The organism is Amycolatopsis sp. NPDC104587 (genome assembly GCF_055583645.1).
This window is the reverse complement of sequence record NZ_JBVJNO010000002.1, coordinates 130,163-146,690: the sequence shown is the minus strand read 5'-3', so window position 1 is coordinate 146,690 and position 16,528 is coordinate 130,163. Positions and strand designations below refer to the sequence as shown.

The following is a 16,528-nucleotide window of genomic DNA, read 5'->3' as shown; positions in this document are numbered from 1 at the left end:
GTTCACGGATGAGGCGCTGATGGACTTGGACCGCATCAAGGGCGTACTGCGCAAGTTCGCGGAAGTCGAGGCGCGCGGGGTTTCGCCGCTCTACGAGCACCTGGCCCTGCAGGCAGCCGACGATGACGACGTCGCCGGGCTGCTGGCGGCGGCCCGCGATGGCGAGGTGCGCGCGACCCTGCTGATGGCGACGGCGCACCGGCTCGTGCAGGCCGACCCGATCCACCCGCTGTCCCGGTACTACCCGTCGCTGGGCGGCTTCGACGGCGTCGACTCCGAGACGTGGCCGCTGTTCCGGTCGTTCCTGCTGGAGCGGGCGGAGAAGGCGCGTTCTCTGATCGCCTCGCGGTACACCCAGACGAACGAGGTCAGGCGGGCGGCGCTGCTGTACCCGGGCGTGGCCCGGGCGGCTCGCGAGGCGGGCGGGAAGGTCTCGCTGCTGGAGGTCGGCTGCAGCGCGGGGTTGCTCCTGGGCCTGGACCGCTTCGGCTACCGCTACCAGTGCGACGGAGGCGAGCAGCTGACGGCTGGCCCGGCGAAGTCCGCGGTCGGCCTCCACTGCGCGCTCGACCTGGCGCCCGGCGCGGTGGCGCCGAAGCTGCCGAAGAAGCTCGCGGTGCTCGACCGGGCGGGGCTGGACCGAGCCCCGGTGGACCTGTCGGACGAGGACGAGCTGGCCTGGCTGGAGGCGTGCGTCTGGGCCGACCAGCCGGACCGCATCCGCCTCCTGCGCACAGCGGCGGCGGAACAGGCGAAGCACCGCCCGACGCTGATCACCGGCGACGCGGTCGACGATCTGGCTTCGGCGGCTGGGACGTTGGAGGGGCCGTTGGTGGTGCTGACCAGCCATGTTCTGGCGTACCTGCCGGCTGCGCGGCGGGAGGCGTTTGTGGGGGAGCTGGCTTCGCTGGCAGCTTCGCGGCCGGTTTGGTGGGTTTCGGAGGAGTTCTACGGGGCCGGGCTGGAAGCCGTGCTGCCCGGACGCTCGGACCTCGACGGCGCCGACGGGCTGGCGACTTTGGGCGTGGTCCGGTGGGAGGGCGGGAAGGCTGAGGCGTATGCGCTGGCGCGGACGGCTCCGCACGGGCAGCGCATGACCTGGCTGCCGCTGTAGCGCCCCAATGTGGCCTTCGGTGCGTTAGGCGCACCCAAGGCGGCCTTCGGTGCGTTGGGCGCACCCAATGTGGCCTTGGGGCGCTCCCGCTCAAGCCTTCGGCAGGGCATCCCACTCACGCAGCGTCACGTACAGGAGATCCACCAGCTCCCCGCTCTCCTCCAGAGCCGAAAGGTCCGCCGAATCAGACCAACGGGCCTCCGAAGCGTCGTCACCCGCAGTGAGAATCCCTCCCGTCACCGAACAGGCGTAGTCGAAGATCTCGAACGGCCCGCGCGTCACCGTCCCGACCAATGTGCCCGGAATCACGTCGAGTCCCGTTTCCTCCCGAAGCTCCCGGATCACGGCCGTTTCGTCGGATTCGCCCGGTTCGACACGCCCGCCGGGCAGGGACCACAGGCCCGAACCGGGGTCGTTGGCGCGGCGGATGAGCAGCAATCGGCCGTTCCGGTCGTGGGCGATGCCGCCTACGCAGCGGATAGTGGCTGTCCGGGGTGCTTCCATGTCCCCGACGGTAGACGTGACCGAACTGAAAACGGATGTCCTGTACACGGAGAGTAGCCGTGCGGTACACTTCGGACCGCGTGCTGACCCAAGCGCGGGACTTACCTCCCGCGTGCCAGTTGAGTGCGGTACAACGTAAAAGTCTGTTGTCCGGTGTCACCGTAAGAGACGGGATTTGATCGCGGTGAACGTGAAGAAGATTGCGGGCCTCGCCGGTATCGCGTTGGTGCTGTTCTTCGTCATTGCGCAGCCGGGGCAGGCCGCTGGCCTCGTCGGCAACATCATCGACTTCCTGCGCAGCTCGGCCGAATCGGTGATCACCTTCGTCAGTAACGTCTTCAGCTGACCGATCGGGGCTAACCTGGACCCATGTTCGCGCCACGCGACCCCGACGAGTACCTCCTCGACACCGAGCGGCGGGTCATCCGGATCCGCCGCCACTGGGCGGTGCTGCTCTGGGACACCTTCGAGGCGGCCGCGCTCCTGGCCATCTGCGTCCTGGTGTCCTACCTGCTGCCACCGGCGCTGTACATCGGCCAGAACATCCTCTGGTACGTCGCGCTGCTGGTGGTCCTGCGGTTCGCGTACGTGGTCATGGAGTGGTGGGTTGAACGGCTGGTGGTCACCGACAAGCGGTTCGTCATGACCACCGGCGTCTTCACGACCAAGGTGCTGATGATGCCGATCAGCAAAGTCACCGACCTCAGCTACGTGCGCACCGCCACGGGCCGCATGATGGGCTACGGGACGATGGTCGTCGAGTCGGCCGGTCAGATCCAGGCGCTGAACAAGATCGACTTCCTGCCGCGGCCGGAAGAGTTCTACGACACGATCTCCGAGCTGGTCTTCGGCGACAAGCAGAAGCAGGCCGAGCGCTTCTCGATGATCAAGGCCCAGCGCGCCGCCCGCGGCAAGAAGCCCGTCGGCTGAGAGTCCCGCCGCGGGTGTGACGCAGCGCATCGTCGACAATGGACCCGATGCGCATCGACCTGCACGCCCACTCCACCGCTTCCGACGGCACCGACACGCCGGCCGGGCTCGTCGCCGCGGCCGCGGACGCCGGGCTCGACGTCGTCGCGATCACCGACCACGACACCACCGCGGGCTGGGCCCCGGCCACCGCGGCCATCCCACCGGGCCTGACGCTCGTCCCCGGCGCCGAGCTCTCCACGGTGTCGACCGATCCCGAGACCGGCCGCCAGATCAGCGTCCACCTGCTGGCCTACCTCTTCGACCCGACGTCCGAGGCCGTCGTCACCGAGCAGACCCGGCTGCGGGTCGAGCGCCGGACGCGGCTGCGCCGGATGGCCGAGCGGATGGCCGCCGACGGCCTCCCGATCGACGCCGACGAGATCTTCGGCCTCCTCCCCGAGGACTCGCCGCCCGGGCGCCCGCACCTCGCGCAGGCGCTGGTCCGGGCCGGGCTGGTCAAGAGCGTCGACGAGGCCTTCGCCGACTACCTGAGCCCGCGCCGCGGGTACTACGTAGCCCGGCGCGACACGCCCGTCGAAGAGGCCATCGACATGATCGGCGCCGCCGGCGGCGTCACGGTCATCGCGCACCCCTTCGCCTTCAGCCGCGGCGCCACGATCAGCGAAGACACCCTCGCCGGCCTGGCCGCGCGCGGGCTGACCGGCGTCGAGGCCGACCACCCGAACCACGACCCGGCGACGCGCGCCCGTACGCGGGAGCTCGCCGGTGAGCTCGGCCTGCTGGTCACCGGTTCGAGTGACTACCACGGCACGAACAAGACCATCGCGCTCGGCGAATGCACCACCGACCCCGGGCAGCTGGAAGAGCTGGTGGCGCGCGCGACCGGGTTCCAGGTCGTGAAGGGCTGAAATGGCGATCGCCGACTTCTTCGACGCCAAGCTCTTCATGAGCGCGACGATCACCCTGGTCGTCATCATGGACCCGCCGGGCACCGTGCCGGTGTTCCTCAGCCTCGTCGGCCGCAAGCCGCTCGCGACGCGCGCCCGCGCCGCCCGGCAGGCCGTGCTGGTGTCACTGCTCGTGATCAGCCTGTTCGCCGTCGCCGGCCAGGCGATCCTGGCCTACCTCGGCATCGGCATCCCCGCGCTGCAGGGCGCCGGCGGGCTGCTGCTCCTGCTGATCGCGCTGCAGCTGCTCACCGGCAGCGGGCACGAGCCCGAGGCGGCCGCGGAGGACGTCAACGTCGCCCTCGTGCCGCTCGGCACCCCGCTGCTGGCCGGGCCCGGCGCGATCGCCGCGACCATCGTGTTCGTCCGCCAGGCCGACGGCCACGTCGGCGCGTACATCGCGCTGGCGCTGGCGATCGTGATGACGCACTTCATCATCTACATCTGCATGCGCTACTCCGGCGTGGTCATCCGGCTGATCAAGGAAAGCGGCATCACGCTGCTGGCCAAGGTGGCCGGCCTGCTGCTCGCGGCCATCGCCGTGGAGCTCGTCGCGAACTCCGTGCGCGGCTTCATCGCCGGCGGCAGCTGACCCCGCCACTCGGGTTGTCCTGCCGGACAGGATCCGCCCGGCGCGTTGACATCGTTGGCACGCCTCCCGCAGCCTGAATCCCAACTCAGCGGTTGAAACGATTCAAGCGCCTTGCGGAGGCCTCGATGAAGTGGCTCAGAGTTTTCCTGCCGGTGGCGGTCCTGGTGGCGAGCGGCGTGGTCGCGACACCCGCCGACGCGGCGCCCGGCTGGCAGAAGTACGTCGTCGCGCCGTCGAGCCGCGACGTCCGGCCGGTGCGCGTGCTGTCCACCACCGGTGACGTCACCAACCCGAACGGCCTGCTCGGCCGCGGTGTCACGACGTTCAAGCGGCAGGCGCCGCCGCCGAAGCCGGCCTGGCCCGGCGGCACGACGGCGGCTGCGTCGTCGTTCCACGCGCCGAACAACGGCGGGAACGGCCAGCCGCGGACCTACGAGCCCGGCAACGCCGTCGACGGCAACACCGGCACCTTCTGGAACGACGACACGATCGGCGCTTACCCGGACGTCCTGACGATCACCGCGGGCGCGCCGGTCGCGCTCCCCGGCGTCACGGTTCTGTCCAGTGTGGACGGTGTGCCGCAGGACTTCACGGTCGACGTGCTCGACGGCGGCGCGTGGCGGACCGCGGCCACGGTGACCGGCAACACCGCGGTGCAGCGCGCGGTGGCGTTCGACCGCGCGGTGACCACCGCGCAGGTCCGGATCACCGTCACGAAGGACCAGGCGACGCCATCGGGCGAGTTCAGCCGGGTCACCGAGGTCTGGCCGGGCCTGGTCGCCGACCCGCCGGTGCCGGTCGCGGTGCTCGACTTCGGCAAGGTCGTAGCGGGCTACCCGAAGATCTCCTTCGCGGGCGCGTCGGCGAACCACCCCGGCGTCCGCGTGTCGACCTCGGAAACCCAGCAGTACCTGGGCGAACGCTCCGACTTCAGCCGCTCGGACTTCTCCGGCGGGCCGGGCAGCGACCAGATCGCCGTGCCCACGACGCCGACCGTCTGGCGTGACACGAAGGGCTGCGCCGCCGGGAACCAGGTGTGCGCGGACGGCCTGCGCGGCTTCCGCTACCTGCGGATCAGCCTCGACGCGCTTGCGTCGGACGCGCCGCTCACGCAGCCGTCCGGCGAGGTGCGGATCAACGGCGTCTCGCTCGACTTCACGCCGTTCCTCGGCACGCCGGACACCTACCGCGGCTGGTTTGAGTCATCGGATGACGCGTTGAACCGCTACTGGTACGCCGCGTCGTACACCAACGAGCTGGGCATGGATACCTTCCGAGAGTCCGATGTGGACCCGCGCGGCGCGTTTTCACCGTCGCTGGAAGGGAAGCTGGTGCTGCACGACGGCGCGAAGCGCGACCGCGACCCGTACGTCGGCGACGTCGCCGTGTCCGGGCTGACCCAGTACCTGACGCACCAGGACGGCACGGCGGCGAAGAACGTCCTGGCCGACCTGGCCGACCACCAGCGCGCCGACGGCTGGATCCCGCCCGCGTCGATCAACAACTACACACTGCCGCTGTTCGACTATCCGCTCTGGTGGGTGACTTCCAGCTGGGACTACGTCCTCTACACGGGCGACACCGCGTACGCGTCTTCGTACTACTCGCACCTCGTGAAGACGCTCGACGCGTGGTACCCGTCGGTCACCGATTCGCGCGGGTTGCTCTCGAAGGGCCTTAACGGCACAGGCGGCTACGGCGACTACGCGTTCCTGCCGCGTACGGGCGAAGTGACGTACTACAACGCGTTGTACGTCCGGGCGCTTCAGGGCGCGGCAGGCCTGGCACGCGCGACGGGACACGCCGCCGACGCGGACCGGTGGCTTTCGCGGGCTTCCGGCGTCGCGGCGGCGGTGAACCAATACCTGTGGGACCCGGCGGCGGGGGCGTACCTCGACTCGGGGACCGGCGCGGTGCGCCACGGCCAGGACGGCAACAGCCAGGCGATCCTGGCCGGCATCGCGTCGCCGGCGCAGGCGTCGTCCTCGCTGGCGCGGCTGGCGGCCGGCGCGCTGCCGTACGGGAACCCGTTCATGGACAACGACACTCTGGTTTCCGACGGCACGAAGCGCGTGTACGCGTTCACGTCGTTCCCGGAGCTGCAGGCGCGGTTCCGGACCGGGCAGGCGGCGTCGGCGATCGACCAGATCAAGCGGATGTACGGCTGGATGGCCACGCACGACCCGGGCACCACGGCGTGGGAAGGCATCGGCGACGGCGGCTCGCACTACGAGCAGGGGTACACGTCAGCCGCGCACGGCTGGTCGACGGGCGTGGTCCCGGCGCTGACGAACGAGCTGCTGGGCGTCTCGCCGACGTCGCCCGGCTTCGCGACGTGGCAGGTTGCGCCGAAGCCGGGCGCGGTCGCTTGGGCGCGCGGAGCGGTGCCGACACCGAAGGGCGCGTTGTCCGCTTCGTGGTCTCAGCTCGGCCCGGTGTTCTCGTTGACCGTGACGGCGCCGCGCGGGACGTCCGGCTCGCTGGTGGTGCCGGCCGGGCGGGTCGTGCTGCTGGACGGCCGTGCGGTGCGGGGCGGCACGGTGTCCGTCGGCGGCGGGACGCACACGGTGCTGGTGGTGCGGTAGCAGGCATTTTCCGCGCGGGGTGGCCCGCCCCGCGCGGAAAGTGTCGGTGGTGGTGCGTAGCGTGGGGAATCGTGAAGGAGCAGATGGGCTTCGATTTCGGCGTCGCGCAACCGGTGCGGCTCACGAAGGTGTCCCCGGCGCGGCTGGCGACCTTCGACGACTGCCCGCGCCGGTACCGGCTGTCGTACCTGACGAGGCCGACACCGCAGCGCACCGGGCCGTGGGCGCACAGCACGCTCGGCGCGGTGGTGCACAACGCGCTGCGGGCGCTGTTCGACCTGCCGGTGCTCAAGCGGGTGCCGCAGCGGGCCGTGGCGCTGGTGGCGGAGTTCTGGAAGGACGCGGGGTTCGAGGACGCCGAACAGGCGGCGCGGTACCGCGCGCGGGCCAAGGGGTGGGTGGCCGAGTACGTCGAGGACAACGACGTCACCCACGACCCGGCCGGGCTCGAGCGCTGGGTGTCGGCGCCGGTGAACTCGAAGCCGGGGGAGCGGCCGTCGATGATCATCGAGGGCCGCGCGGACCGCATCGACTCGCGCGAGGGGGAGCTCGTGATCGTCGACTACAAGACGGGCCGCCGTCCCCCGGACGAGTACGAAGCGCGGGCGTCACAGGCACTGGCGCTGTACGCGGTGGCGGCGGCGCGGACGCTGCGGATGCCGTGCAAGACGGTCGAGCTGCACCACCTCCCGAGCGGCACGATCGCGGCGGCGGAGTACACGCCGGAGAGCCTCGCGCGGCACCTGCAGCGCGCGGAGGAGACCGCCGCGGACCTCAGGCTGGCCACGGATACCCTGGACGCGGGCGGCGACGGCGACGTGCTGTTCCCACCCCGCCCGGACCGCCGTTGCGCCTGGTGCGACTTCAGGCCGAGCTGCGCGGTGGGCCGGGAAACGGCCCCGCAGGCGCAGCCGTGGGACCTGCTCGCGCCCTGAACAGGAGGGTAAGTGGCCTCACCGGACACCGACGAACTGGCAACCGTGCCGGTCCCGTTGCCAGCGAGCGCGCCTGATGCCGAGACGATGCCGGTTTCGCCGGCGTCGGAGGCCGTCGAACCTGTTGCACCCATCGCGCCCGTCGCGCCCGTCGCTCCGGCGAAGGAGCGTGGACGCTGGTGGCGCGGCTTCACGGGCTCACTGGCGGCGGGTCTCGCGGTCCTGGCGGTGGGCGTGCTGGCGGTGGGGGCGATCAGCCTGTACACGGGCGCCCCGGGGCCGGGGGCGGCGATGCTGATCGGTCACCCGGTGGCGGCGGTGCTGGCACTGTTGGCGCAGCGCGTCGCGGACCGGCGGAACGGGGTGACGGCAGTGGGAGCGGGAGCCGCGGTTGTGCTGTTCACGGTGTCGGCGCTGACTCTGTTCTGGCTTACCTGACCGCTCGGGGTGCCGGGCATCGCGTGATTCGGGCCGGAACTGGCGTGATTGGGCCCGGAACTCGCGTGTGTGGAGCCGGAACTGGCGTGCGTGGGGCTGGAACTCGCCTGAGCGAGCCGAATTCGCAGCCTGGCCGACCTCGCGTGATCCGAGCCGGAACTCGCGTGCGTGGGCCCGGAACCGGCGTGATTGGGGCCGGAACTCGCGACCTCGGTCCCGCCCACGCGTGATCCGAGCCGGAACTCGCGTGATTGGGGCCGGAACTGGCGTGCGTGGGGCCGGAACTCGCGTGATCGGGCGGGCATCACTCGTGATCCGGCGGGCTTCTCGCGTGATCAGCGGGGTATCAGCCGTGACTGGAGGGGCATCACGGGGCGGGACCTACTTCAGGGCCGTCAGGGTCGTGCCGCGCTCTTCCAGCAGGACCGGACCGGCCGCGCCCAGCCGGACCACGCCTGCGTACCCGCGCCGGTCCACCCCTACCGTGCGGATCGTCGAACCGTCGTTTTCGTTCAGCACCGCCAGGCCGCCCTTGATCGGGACCACCAGCTGCGACGCGAAGATGATCCCCGGCCCCATCGCGCTGCTCAGCGTCCAACGCGGCGAAAGGTCGTCGCGGGACAGGGCCATCGTCTTCGAACCGCTGAACCAGTACACGTTCGTCGGCGTCTGCGTGGTCGCCTCGACGCCGCCGGGTGGGTCCGCCGCCAGGTCGGCCGCGGGCACGTCCAGCGGGTACGCCGCGCGCTGGGAACCGTCGCCGTTGTAGACCACCATCAGCTTCTGGTCCGGCAACACCACCGCCGTCAGCTCGCCGGACATCGCGATCACGCGGGCGCGCTTGCCCGCCAGCACGCTGCTGAACGACACCTGCGGCTCGTCGTCCTTCTCGGGCGCCGCCTTGTAGACCGTCAGGCGGTCGGCCGGGTCGCCCGGGCAGCGCTCGATCACGCCGACCTTGCCCGACGCCGCCGCCACCGTGCCGTACGTGCAGCCCGAGCGGGGCTGCTTGCCCGCGTTGACCAGCGCCGGGACCTGGCCGTACTCGGCGCTCTTCACCAGGTCGTCGCGCCAGGTGTCGAGGAGCTTCTTGCCCGTCGCCGTCACGTGGGAGCCGTCGCTGACCAGCTGCGTGCCCAGCTCGGCGTTGCCGTTGCGCTGGGCCGTGATCCGGCCCGTGCCCGGGTCGAGCTGCGTGACCTCGCTGCAGTTGAGGCTCTTGTGGTACACGGCGTTCAGCCGCCCCCACGTCTCGTTCACCGTGCACAACGGCAGGTCACGCGTGTAGTGCCAGCGGATCTGCCCGGACAGCGGGTCGCGCGCGGCGACCTCGCCGCCGTCCGCGGTGGCCACCGAGTCGCCGGCCACCAGCGGCACCGGGGTCGACGCGCTCGCGGCGCTCCACAGCTCGGCCAGCGAACCGGGCACCTTGTCCGGCGCCGCGGGCAACGGCGGCGGCGGGTCCGCCTCGGTCCGGTCGGTGGCCGCGCTGTCGCTCGTCATGCCGACGACCAGCGCGACCGCCACCACGACCACCGCGATCACCGCGGCGAGCACCCGGTCCCGCCCGCGGTTCCACGGCGACCGACGCGCCTTGACCCGCGGGGCGGGCGGGGTGACTTCGACGTCGTCGAGGACGTCTTCGGAGCCGTATCCGGGGGCCTCGGAAACCGGCGCCGGTTCCTCTTCAGGCGTCTTCTCGACGTCGCTCACGTACCCGGACCCCCGCCGCTCAGGTTCAGTCTGCCGACGCAGGTGTATCAGACGTCGCGGCGGGGCGGCGACGGCGGCGGCGGCGAGCCGGACGCTCGGCGTTCTCGCCGGCCTCCTTCTCGACCGCCGGACCGGTCGTCTCCGGCGCCGTGCCGCGGGTGCGGCGACGCGTCCGGGTGCGACCCTCCGACGCCGCGGGAGCGTCACCGTCCGAAGCGGCGGCAGCCTTGTCGGCGGCCTCGACGGCCTCGGCCGCGCGCGAACCACCGCGGGTGCGCTTGCGCGGCGCCCGGGAGCGCTTGCGCGGCGTCTCCTCCGGAGAAGCCGAGGACGGCGCGTCGCCACCGCGGCCACGGCCACGCGGCCCGCGCTTCTTGCCGCCCAGGTCCTCTTCCTCCTCGGCGGCCAGGCCGGCCCGCGTGCGGTTGGCCAGCGGCAGCCGGCCGGTGGTGCCCGCCGGGATGCCCAGGTCCTCGTACAGGTGCTTGGACGACGAGTACGTCTCCACCGGCTCGGGCTTGTCGAGGCCCAGGGTGTCGGAGATCAGCTTCCAGCGCGGCTCTTCGTCCCAGTCCACCAGCGTGACGGCGACCCCGGTGCGGCCCGCGCGGCCGGTGCGGCCGATGCGGTGGACGTAGGTCTTCTCGTCGTCCGGGCACTGGTAGTTGATCACGTGCGTGACGTCGTCGATGTCGATGCCGCGGGCGGCGACGTCGGTCGCGACCAGCACGTCGACCTTGCCGGAGCGGAACGCGCGCAGCGCCTGCTCACGGGCGCCCTGGCCCAGGTCACCGTGCACGGCCGCGGCGGCGAAGCCGCGCTCGACCAGGTCGTCGGCCACCTTCTGCGCGGTGCGCTTGGTGCGGCTGAAGATCATCGTGAGGCCGCGGCCCTCGGCCTGCAGCACGCGGGCGATGACCTCGGGCTTGTCCATCGAGTGCGCCCGGTAGACGAACTGGGTGGTGCGCTCGTGGATCGCGCTCGCGTCGTTCTCTTCGGCGCGGATGTGCGTCGGCTGGCGCAGGAACGTGCGGGCCAGCGTGATGATCGGGCCGGGCATGGTGGCCGAGAACAGCATGGTCTGCCGCTCGTCCGGCACCATCCGCAGGATGCGCTCGATGTCGGGCAGGAAGCCCAGGTCGAGCATCTCGTCGGCCTCGTCCAGCACGAGACCGCGGACCTTGCCCAGCACCAGGTGCTGCTGCTCGGCCAGGTCGAGCAGCCGGCCCGGGGTGCCGATCACGACGTCGACGCCCTTGCGGAGGGCCTCGATCTGCGGCTCGTACGGGCGGCCGCCGTAGATGGCCAGGGTGCGGATGCCGAGGTGCTTGCCCGCGCCCTTGAGGTCGTTCGCGACCTGGATGCACAGCTCGCGGGTCGGCACCACGACCAGCACCTGCGGGGTGCCGTCGCCGGGGACCTGCACGCGGTGCAGCAGCGGGACGCCGAAGCCCAGCGTCTTGCCCATGCCGGTGCGGGCCTGGCCGATGAGGTCGTCGCCGGCCATCGCCAGCGGGAGGGTGAGCGCCTGGATCGCGAAGGTGCGCTCGATGCCGGCCTCGCCGAGGGCCTTGACGATCTCCGGCTTGACGCCGAAGGACGCGAAGGTCGGGGCCTCCGGCTCGACCTCGACGCCCGCCTGGAGCGGGTGCGACGTGTCGAGCGCGGCGGGGCCGGTCTCGCTGTGTTCCAGCGCGACGGCGGGGGGCTGTTCGGTTGTGGGGATTTCTGCGGTCAGGGTGATCGCCTCTCTCGTGACCAGCGCGCACAACCCTGGGTCCCGTTTCGACACTCGACCGGGAGAAACCCTGGTCCCTGGCGCTGATCTGGAGCGCGGAACCGGTCCGTCCCGGGAATGCCGGAAGAGGCGTGCACGCACATTGCAGTACGTCGGCCGGCCTCGTGGCCCGCCTGTTTCCCGACGCCGGTATGGCGTACGGAAGCTTCGATATCGAATGCCAGTGTACCTGGTCAGCAGTTTTTCAACAGTACCCGGCGCGCCGGAGCCAGTGGGATCGGTCTCGTCCCGACACGCCCGGGTGCTTCGGCGATACCCTGGCCGCCGTGACCGAGCCGAAAGAGATCAGCGAAGGCGTCGTCGACCTTCTGGGTGTGATCGCCTATCTCGAACTGTCCGCCTTCGACCGGCTGGCGGAGGACGCGCGCAGTGCTCCCACGCTGGCCGGGCGCGCCGCGCTGGCGACCATGGCGGCCGCCGAGATCGGTCACTACGGCCTGCTGTCGGACCACCTGGCCGGCACCGGCGTCAAGATCGAAGACGCGATGGCGCCGTTCGTGAACCACATCGACGACTGGCACGCCTCGACCCCGCCGAAGTCGTGGCTGGAGTCGCTGGTCAAGGCCTACGTCGGCGACGGGCTCGCCGCCGACCTCTACCGGGAGATCGCCAGCTGGCTGGACCCCGAGACCAAGGACCTGGTGCTCACCGTGCTGGCCGACACCGGGCACTCCGCCTTCGCCGAGCGCGAGGTGGCGGCCGGGATCGAAGCCGACCCCAAGACCCGCGACAAGCTCGCGCTGTGGGGGCGCCGCCTGCTCGGCGAGGCCCTCACGCAGGCCCAGTACGTCGTCGCCGAGCGCGACGGCCTGGCCGAGCTCATCATCAGCGGGTCGGGCGACCTCTCCGGAATTGCCGCGCTGTTCCGGCGGTTGCAACAGGGGCACACGAAGCGCATGCAGGCGCTCGGCCTGGGCTGATCCCGATGGAGTACCCGGAAGTGACGACGCGGTCAGGCGCGGACATGCGCCACCGGAACGAGCCCGTTCGGTTAGCCTTGCCGAGCACATCCCTTACGAATTTCCAGCGGAGGTCCCACGTGGAGGTCAAGATCGGCATCAAGGACACCCCGCGCGAGCTGGTGGTGTCCAGTGGCCAGTCTCCCGACGAGGTGGAGAAGCTGGTCGCCGAGGCCCTGACGGCCGGTGACGGGCTCTTCCGCATCAGCGACGAGAAGGGGCGCAAGTACATCGTCCCCTCCGACCGCATCGCCTACGTCGAGATCGCGCCGTCCGACGTGCGCAAGGTCGGCTTCGGCGTCGGCGACTGACAGCCTCTGAGCCCGCGAAGGCCACTCCAGGACGTCCTGGAGTGGCCTTCGCGCTTTCACCGGATCGGTGCGTTTTCCTTGGAGTGTCGCGAAGCCGCCGCCTAACTTCGGCTGGCGATCCGGTGCCACGGGGTGCCGGAGGAGACCTTCCGGGAGCAGCAAGCATGACCACTGTCGAGCCGTTGGCCGGCGCCGTGGCGGACCTCGTGCGGGACACCCTGCGCGCGCACAAGTCGATGTTCCTCGCGACCTCGGGCAGCGACGGCCCGTGGGTGGGCGGGGTCTACTTCGCCGAGACGGGGCCGTTCACGCTCAACCTGGTCCTCGAAGACCGGGGTCGCACGCTGGCCGCGGTCCGGGAGAACCCGGTCGTGTCGGTGGTCGTCTCGACGGGTTCGCCGATGCAGCCGTTCCTGCAGGCCCAGGCCCTCGCCGAGGTCGTACCGGCCGAGGACGACGCGCTGGTCCGCGAGCTGCTCGTGGCCAAGGTGCCGGAGGCGGCGCCGTTCCTCGAGGCGCCGGTCACGGCGGTCCGCCTGAGCATCCGCAAGTGGCGCGCGACGGACATCCCGAACGGCTGGCTGCCCGGCCGCGAGCTGCCCGGCCCGCGGCAGCCCTGAACCCGGCCGGGTCGGCCACCGCGCGGGGTGGCCGCACCGGTTCCGAAGTCCGTGAAGGCCCCCTCGGTCGAGGGGGCCTTCACGGCGTTCAGGCGTTGAGTTCTTCCAGCGACGTCGGCACGTGGAACGGCGGCGTGCTGGTCCCCATGATCCGGTAGCGGCCCCACGGGTCCGGGTCCGACAGCTCCCCGGTCGCCGAATACGCGCCGGCCTGGATGGACACCGGCTTCTTCTTGCCGCCCGCCAGCTTCGTCAGCTCTTCGTTCACCGCCACCCGGCCGTACCAGCGGTAGAACCCGTCGATCGGCTGGAAGTAGCCGCGCAGCTCCACCGTCGTCGTCAGCGAGACGCCGTCGACCACCAGGGTCGCTTCGCCGCTGTAACCGTCTTCGTCGTGGTCGCTCATGACGTCTCCTCCAAAGGCTCGGCGCGGCCCAGCTGGACCACCTTGTTGGCTTCCAGGGGCTGGTTCGGGTCGATGACCACGCCGTTCTGGCGGCTCAGGCCGTCGATCGCCGCCCAGATGATCTGCGTCAGGTACTCCACCACCGCGTCGCGGCTCATCGAGCGCCGGTCCAGCCACCATTCGCCGGTGTTCTGGACCATGCCGACGATCCCGTGCGCCCACGGCTCTGCCGCGCCGGAGTCCATGTTGAACATCCGCATGTAGTCGCCGAGGAGCGCCGTCAGCGCCGACGCGATCAGCTCCTTGTCCTCGGCCACGACGTCGGACGACACCGGCTTCTCCGGGCGGCCGTGCGCGAGCAGCCGGTACAGGTTCGGGTGCTCTTCGATCACCGTGAAGAACGCGTCGAGGGCCATCCGGATCCGCGGCACCGGCGCGAGCTCGGCGTTGATCGCCGGGATCAGGCGCTCGAAGAGGATCTCCGTGCCGCGCTGGCCGAGGGCCACGTAGAGGTCGGCCTTGTCGTCGAAGTGCCGGTACAGCACGGGTTTCGTGACGCCGGCCTCCGCGGCGACGTCCTCCATGCCGAGGTCGGGGCCGTGCGTGTCGAGCGCCCGGAGCGCGGCTTCGACGAACTCCTTGCGCCGCGCGATCCGGTGCTTGCGCCAGCGGTCGCGCCGGGCGTCGCCGGTCGCCTCCTCGTCGCGCGACGAGGGCTTGGACGGCTTGCCGGAGCGCTTGACACGTTCGATCACGGGGCTCATGCTACGCACAGGTAACTGTTACCTCAAGTTACACATTGCGGAAGGGGTGTCGGCGATGACGCGGACGCTGAAGGAACCGGACCGCGAGAAGACCGCGGAACGCCTGCTCAAGTCGTCGGCGAACAAGTTCTACGACCCCGACGTCGACATCGACTGGACGGCGCCGCTCGTCGAAGGCAAACGCTTCATCCTGGACGAACGCTCCTCGCTGTACGGCACCGAACTCTGGGACAAGCTGACCCCGGAGCAGCGCATCGAGCTGGGCAAGCACGAGGTCGCGAGTGTCGCGACGACCGGGCTGTGGTTCGAGATCCTCCTGATGCAGATGCTGCTCAAGGAGGTCTACGAGCAGGACCCGACGTCCGCGCACGCGCAGTTCGCGCTGACCGAGATCGCCGACGAATGCCGCCACTCGACGATGTTCGCGCGGATGGCGTCGCGGATCGGCTGCCCCGCCTACGGCCCGGTGCCGTGGCTGCGGAAGCTCGCGAAACTGATGCCGTCGATCTCCTACGGCCCGGCGCGCTACGGCGCGATCCTGGTCGCCGAGGAGGTCCTCGACCGGCTGCAGCGCGAGCAGATGAACGACGACGGCGTCCAGCCGCTGGTCCGGATGGTCAACCGGATCCACGTGCTCGAAGAGGCCCGGCACGTCACCTTCGCCCGCGAAGAGGTCACGCGCGGGATGGCGAAGCTGTCGAAGGCCGAAATCGCCTACCAGCAGTTCATCATCGCGGTCATCTCGTACTTCGTGACGCGCGCGTTCATCAACCCGAACGTCTACAAGGCGGTCGGCATCCGGCCGCGCGACGGCGTCGAAGCGGCGTTGAACAACCCACACTGGCAGGGCACGATCGCCTGGGCCGGGGAAAAGATCATGCCGTTCCTGGAGGAGTCCGGCCTGGTCGGGCTGCCCGGGAAGTACTTCTGGCGCAAGTCCTTCCTGCTCCCGGCGGGCCGATGACCACCGCGGCGCGGCTGCGCGACCCGTCGCTCGAGCATCGGTTCGTCGCGAGTGACGGCGCCGCGCTGCACGTGTCGCAGTCGGGGCCGGCGGACTCGGCGGTGACGCTCGTGCTTGTCCACGGCTGGACGCAGGACCACCGGACGTGGGACTTCGTGCTGCCGCACCTCGACCCCGGCGTGCGCGTCCTGCGCTACGACCTGCGCGGCCACGGCGGCTCGGCGCACGCGCGGCCCGGGTCGGCGTCGATCTCGCGGCTCGCGGACGACCTGGCCGAGCTGGTCGCCGACCGCGTCCCGAACGGCCCGCTCGTGCTCGCCGGGCACTCGATGGGCGGCATGACGCTGATGGTGCTCGCCGAACGGCACCCGCAGCTCGTCCGGGAGCGGCTGGCGGGCGCGGCGTTCGTGGCGACGTCGTCCGGGGACATGGACAAGCTCACGCTCGGGTTCCCGGGGCTGGTCGGGCGGGGCGTGACGCGGTTCGAGCCGCGGGTGGCCCGCCTGCTCGCGCGGCTGCGGTCGGACACGCTGCGGCTGCGCCCGGGGATGGTCCGCTCGGGCGCGCGCCGGCTGGTGTTCGGCGCGCGGCCGGGGCGGGCGCAGGTGGACAGCGTCGTCGAGCAGCTGCTGGCCGCGCACCCGGCGAGCGCGGGGCTGTTCCTGGACGCGATCGCGGCCCACCGCGGCGTCGGGGGCCTGGGCGCGCTGTGCGACGTGCCGTCGGTGGTGCTGGCGGGGGAGCGGGACCGGCTCTGCCCGCTGGCGCACGCGAAGGTGATCGCGGACGAGCTGCCGCACGCGGAGTTCGTCCGGTACCCCGGGGCCGGGCACATGCTCCCGCAGGAGCGCCCGTCCGAGGTCGCCCGTCGCATCACAACCCTGGTCCGCCTCGCCACCCCCTGAAAGCCGCACTTTCACGTGAAAGTGCCCACCAGGGGGCCGC

The 16,528-nt window shown here is 71.1% G+C and carries 18 protein-coding genes; 13 read left to right on the top strand and 5 right to left on the bottom strand.

The annotated features are described in order from the left end of the window. Positions 1-19: 19 nt before the first annotated feature. The gene (locus ACZ61C_RS05095; protein WP_465303030.1) at positions 20-1,114 is read left to right on the top strand and encodes a DUF2332 domain-containing protein; all 1,095 of its coding nucleotides are present in this window, start codon (positions 20-22) and stop codon (positions 1,112-1,114) included. A 90-nt stretch (positions 1,115-1,204) separates the two neighbouring features. Here ACZ61C_RS05095 and ACZ61C_RS05090 read toward each other — a convergent pair whose 3' ends face one another. Further along, positions 1,205-1,618, bottom strand: coding sequence for an NUDIX hydrolase (locus ACZ61C_RS05090; RefSeq protein WP_465303028.1), 414 nt, complete (start codon positions 1,616-1,618; stop codon positions 1,205-1,207). A 184-nt stretch (positions 1,619-1,802) separates the two neighbouring features. Between ACZ61C_RS05090 and ACZ61C_RS05085 the strand changes: the two genes are divergently transcribed. The 7 genes from ACZ61C_RS05085 to ACZ61C_RS05055 all read left to right on the top strand — a co-directional run bounded on the left by ACZ61C_RS05085 (position 1,803) and on the right by ACZ61C_RS05055 (position 8,048). Continuing rightward, positions 1,803-1,964 (top strand): hypothetical protein, encoded by a 162-nt coding sequence (locus tag ACZ61C_RS05085; protein WP_285455759.1) that lies wholly within the window; start codon positions 1,803-1,805, stop codon positions 1,962-1,964. Positions 1,965-1,987: 23 nt separating this feature from the next. After that, positions 1,988-2,548: a PH domain-containing protein gene (locus ACZ61C_RS05080; RefSeq protein WP_125307077.1), complete on the top strand. Its 561-nt coding sequence runs from the start codon at positions 1,988-1,990 to the stop codon at positions 2,546-2,548. 47 nt (positions 2,549-2,595) lie between these two features. Beyond that, positions 2,596-3,459, top strand: coding sequence for a PHP domain-containing protein (locus tag ACZ61C_RS05075; RefSeq protein WP_465303026.1), 864 nt, complete (start codon positions 2,596-2,598; stop codon positions 3,457-3,459). Position 3,460: 1 nt separating this feature from the next. After that, complete coding sequence (locus tag ACZ61C_RS05070; protein ID WP_465303024.1) at positions 3,461-4,090, top strand: MarC family protein; 630 nt, start codon at positions 3,461-3,463, stop codon at positions 4,088-4,090. Between the two features lie 125 nt (positions 4,091-4,215). Beyond that, the gene (locus ACZ61C_RS05065; RefSeq protein WP_465303022.1) at positions 4,216-6,675 is read left to right on the top strand and encodes an alpha-L-rhamnosidase-related protein; all 2,460 of its coding nucleotides are present in this window, start codon (positions 4,216-4,218) and stop codon (positions 6,673-6,675) included. Positions 6,676-6,758: 83 nt separating this feature from the next. Beyond that, positions 6,759-7,610: a RecB family exonuclease gene (locus ACZ61C_RS05060; RefSeq protein WP_465304189.1), complete on the top strand. Its 852-nt coding sequence runs from the start codon at positions 6,759-6,761 to the stop codon at positions 7,608-7,610. A gap of 12 nt (positions 7,611-7,622) precedes the next feature. Further along, positions 7,623-8,048 carry a hypothetical protein gene (locus tag ACZ61C_RS05055; RefSeq protein WP_465303020.1) on the top strand — a complete coding sequence of 142 codons (426 nt, stop codon included), beginning with the start codon at positions 7,623-7,625 and terminating at the stop codon, positions 8,046-8,048. 381 nt (positions 8,049-8,429) lie between these two features. Here the strand turns inward: ACZ61C_RS05055 and ACZ61C_RS05050 are convergent, their stop codons facing one another. Further along, positions 8,430-9,761: an Rv3212 family protein gene (locus tag ACZ61C_RS05050; RefSeq protein ID WP_465303018.1), complete on the bottom strand. Its 1,332-nt coding sequence runs from the start codon at positions 9,759-9,761 to the stop codon at positions 8,430-8,432. Positions 9,762-9,786: 25 nt separating this feature from the next. Further along, positions 9,787-11,505, bottom strand: coding sequence for a DEAD/DEAH box helicase (locus ACZ61C_RS05045; RefSeq protein WP_465304187.1), 1,719 nt, complete (start codon positions 11,503-11,505; stop codon positions 9,787-9,789). Between the two features lie 320 nt (positions 11,506-11,825). Between ACZ61C_RS05045 and ACZ61C_RS05040 the strand changes: the two genes are divergently transcribed. From ACZ61C_RS05040 to ACZ61C_RS05030, 3 genes are all read left to right on the top strand, one after another. Beyond that, positions 11,826-12,479 (top strand): ferritin-like fold-containing protein, encoded by a 654-nt coding sequence (locus ACZ61C_RS05040; protein ID WP_465303016.1) that lies wholly within the window; start codon positions 11,826-11,828, stop codon positions 12,477-12,479. Positions 12,480-12,598: 119 nt separating this feature from the next. After that, the gene (locus ACZ61C_RS05035; RefSeq protein ID WP_284747446.1) at positions 12,599-12,829 is read left to right on the top strand and encodes a DUF3107 domain-containing protein; all 231 of its coding nucleotides are present in this window, start codon (positions 12,599-12,601) and stop codon (positions 12,827-12,829) included. A gap of 164 nt (positions 12,830-12,993) precedes the next feature. Then, on the top strand, positions 12,994-13,449 hold the full coding sequence (locus ACZ61C_RS05030; protein WP_465303014.1) for a pyridoxamine 5'-phosphate oxidase family protein: 456 nt from the start codon (positions 12,994-12,996) through the stop codon (positions 13,447-13,449). Positions 13,450-13,537: 88 nt separating this feature from the next. Here the strand turns inward: ACZ61C_RS05030 and ACZ61C_RS05025 are convergent, their stop codons facing one another. Both ACZ61C_RS05025 and ACZ61C_RS05020 read right to left on the bottom strand, forming a co-directional pair. Beyond that, positions 13,538-13,855 (bottom strand): DUF4873 domain-containing protein, encoded by a 318-nt coding sequence (locus ACZ61C_RS05025; RefSeq protein WP_465303012.1) that lies wholly within the window; start codon positions 13,853-13,855, stop codon positions 13,538-13,540. After that, positions 13,852-14,619, bottom strand: a complete 768-nt coding sequence (locus ACZ61C_RS05020) for a TetR/AcrR family transcriptional regulator (protein WP_465303010.1) — start codon at positions 14,617-14,619, stop codon at positions 13,852-13,854. The genes ACZ61C_RS05025 and ACZ61C_RS05020 overlap by 4 nt, the downstream gene beginning before the upstream one ends. Before the next feature lie 55 nt (positions 14,620-14,674). Between ACZ61C_RS05020 and ACZ61C_RS05015 the strand changes: the two genes are divergently transcribed. After that, a complete protein-coding gene (locus ACZ61C_RS05015; RefSeq protein WP_465303008.1) occupies positions 14,675-15,583 on the top strand; it encodes an AurF N-oxygenase family protein in 909 nt (302 codons plus the stop codon). Beyond that, positions 15,580-16,488: an alpha/beta fold hydrolase gene (locus ACZ61C_RS05010; protein ID WP_465303006.1), complete on the top strand. Its 909-nt coding sequence runs from the start codon at positions 15,580-15,582 to the stop codon at positions 16,486-16,488. The genes ACZ61C_RS05015 and ACZ61C_RS05010 overlap by 4 nt, the downstream gene beginning before the upstream one ends. The last annotated feature ends 40 nt before the right edge of the window (positions 16,489-16,528 follow it).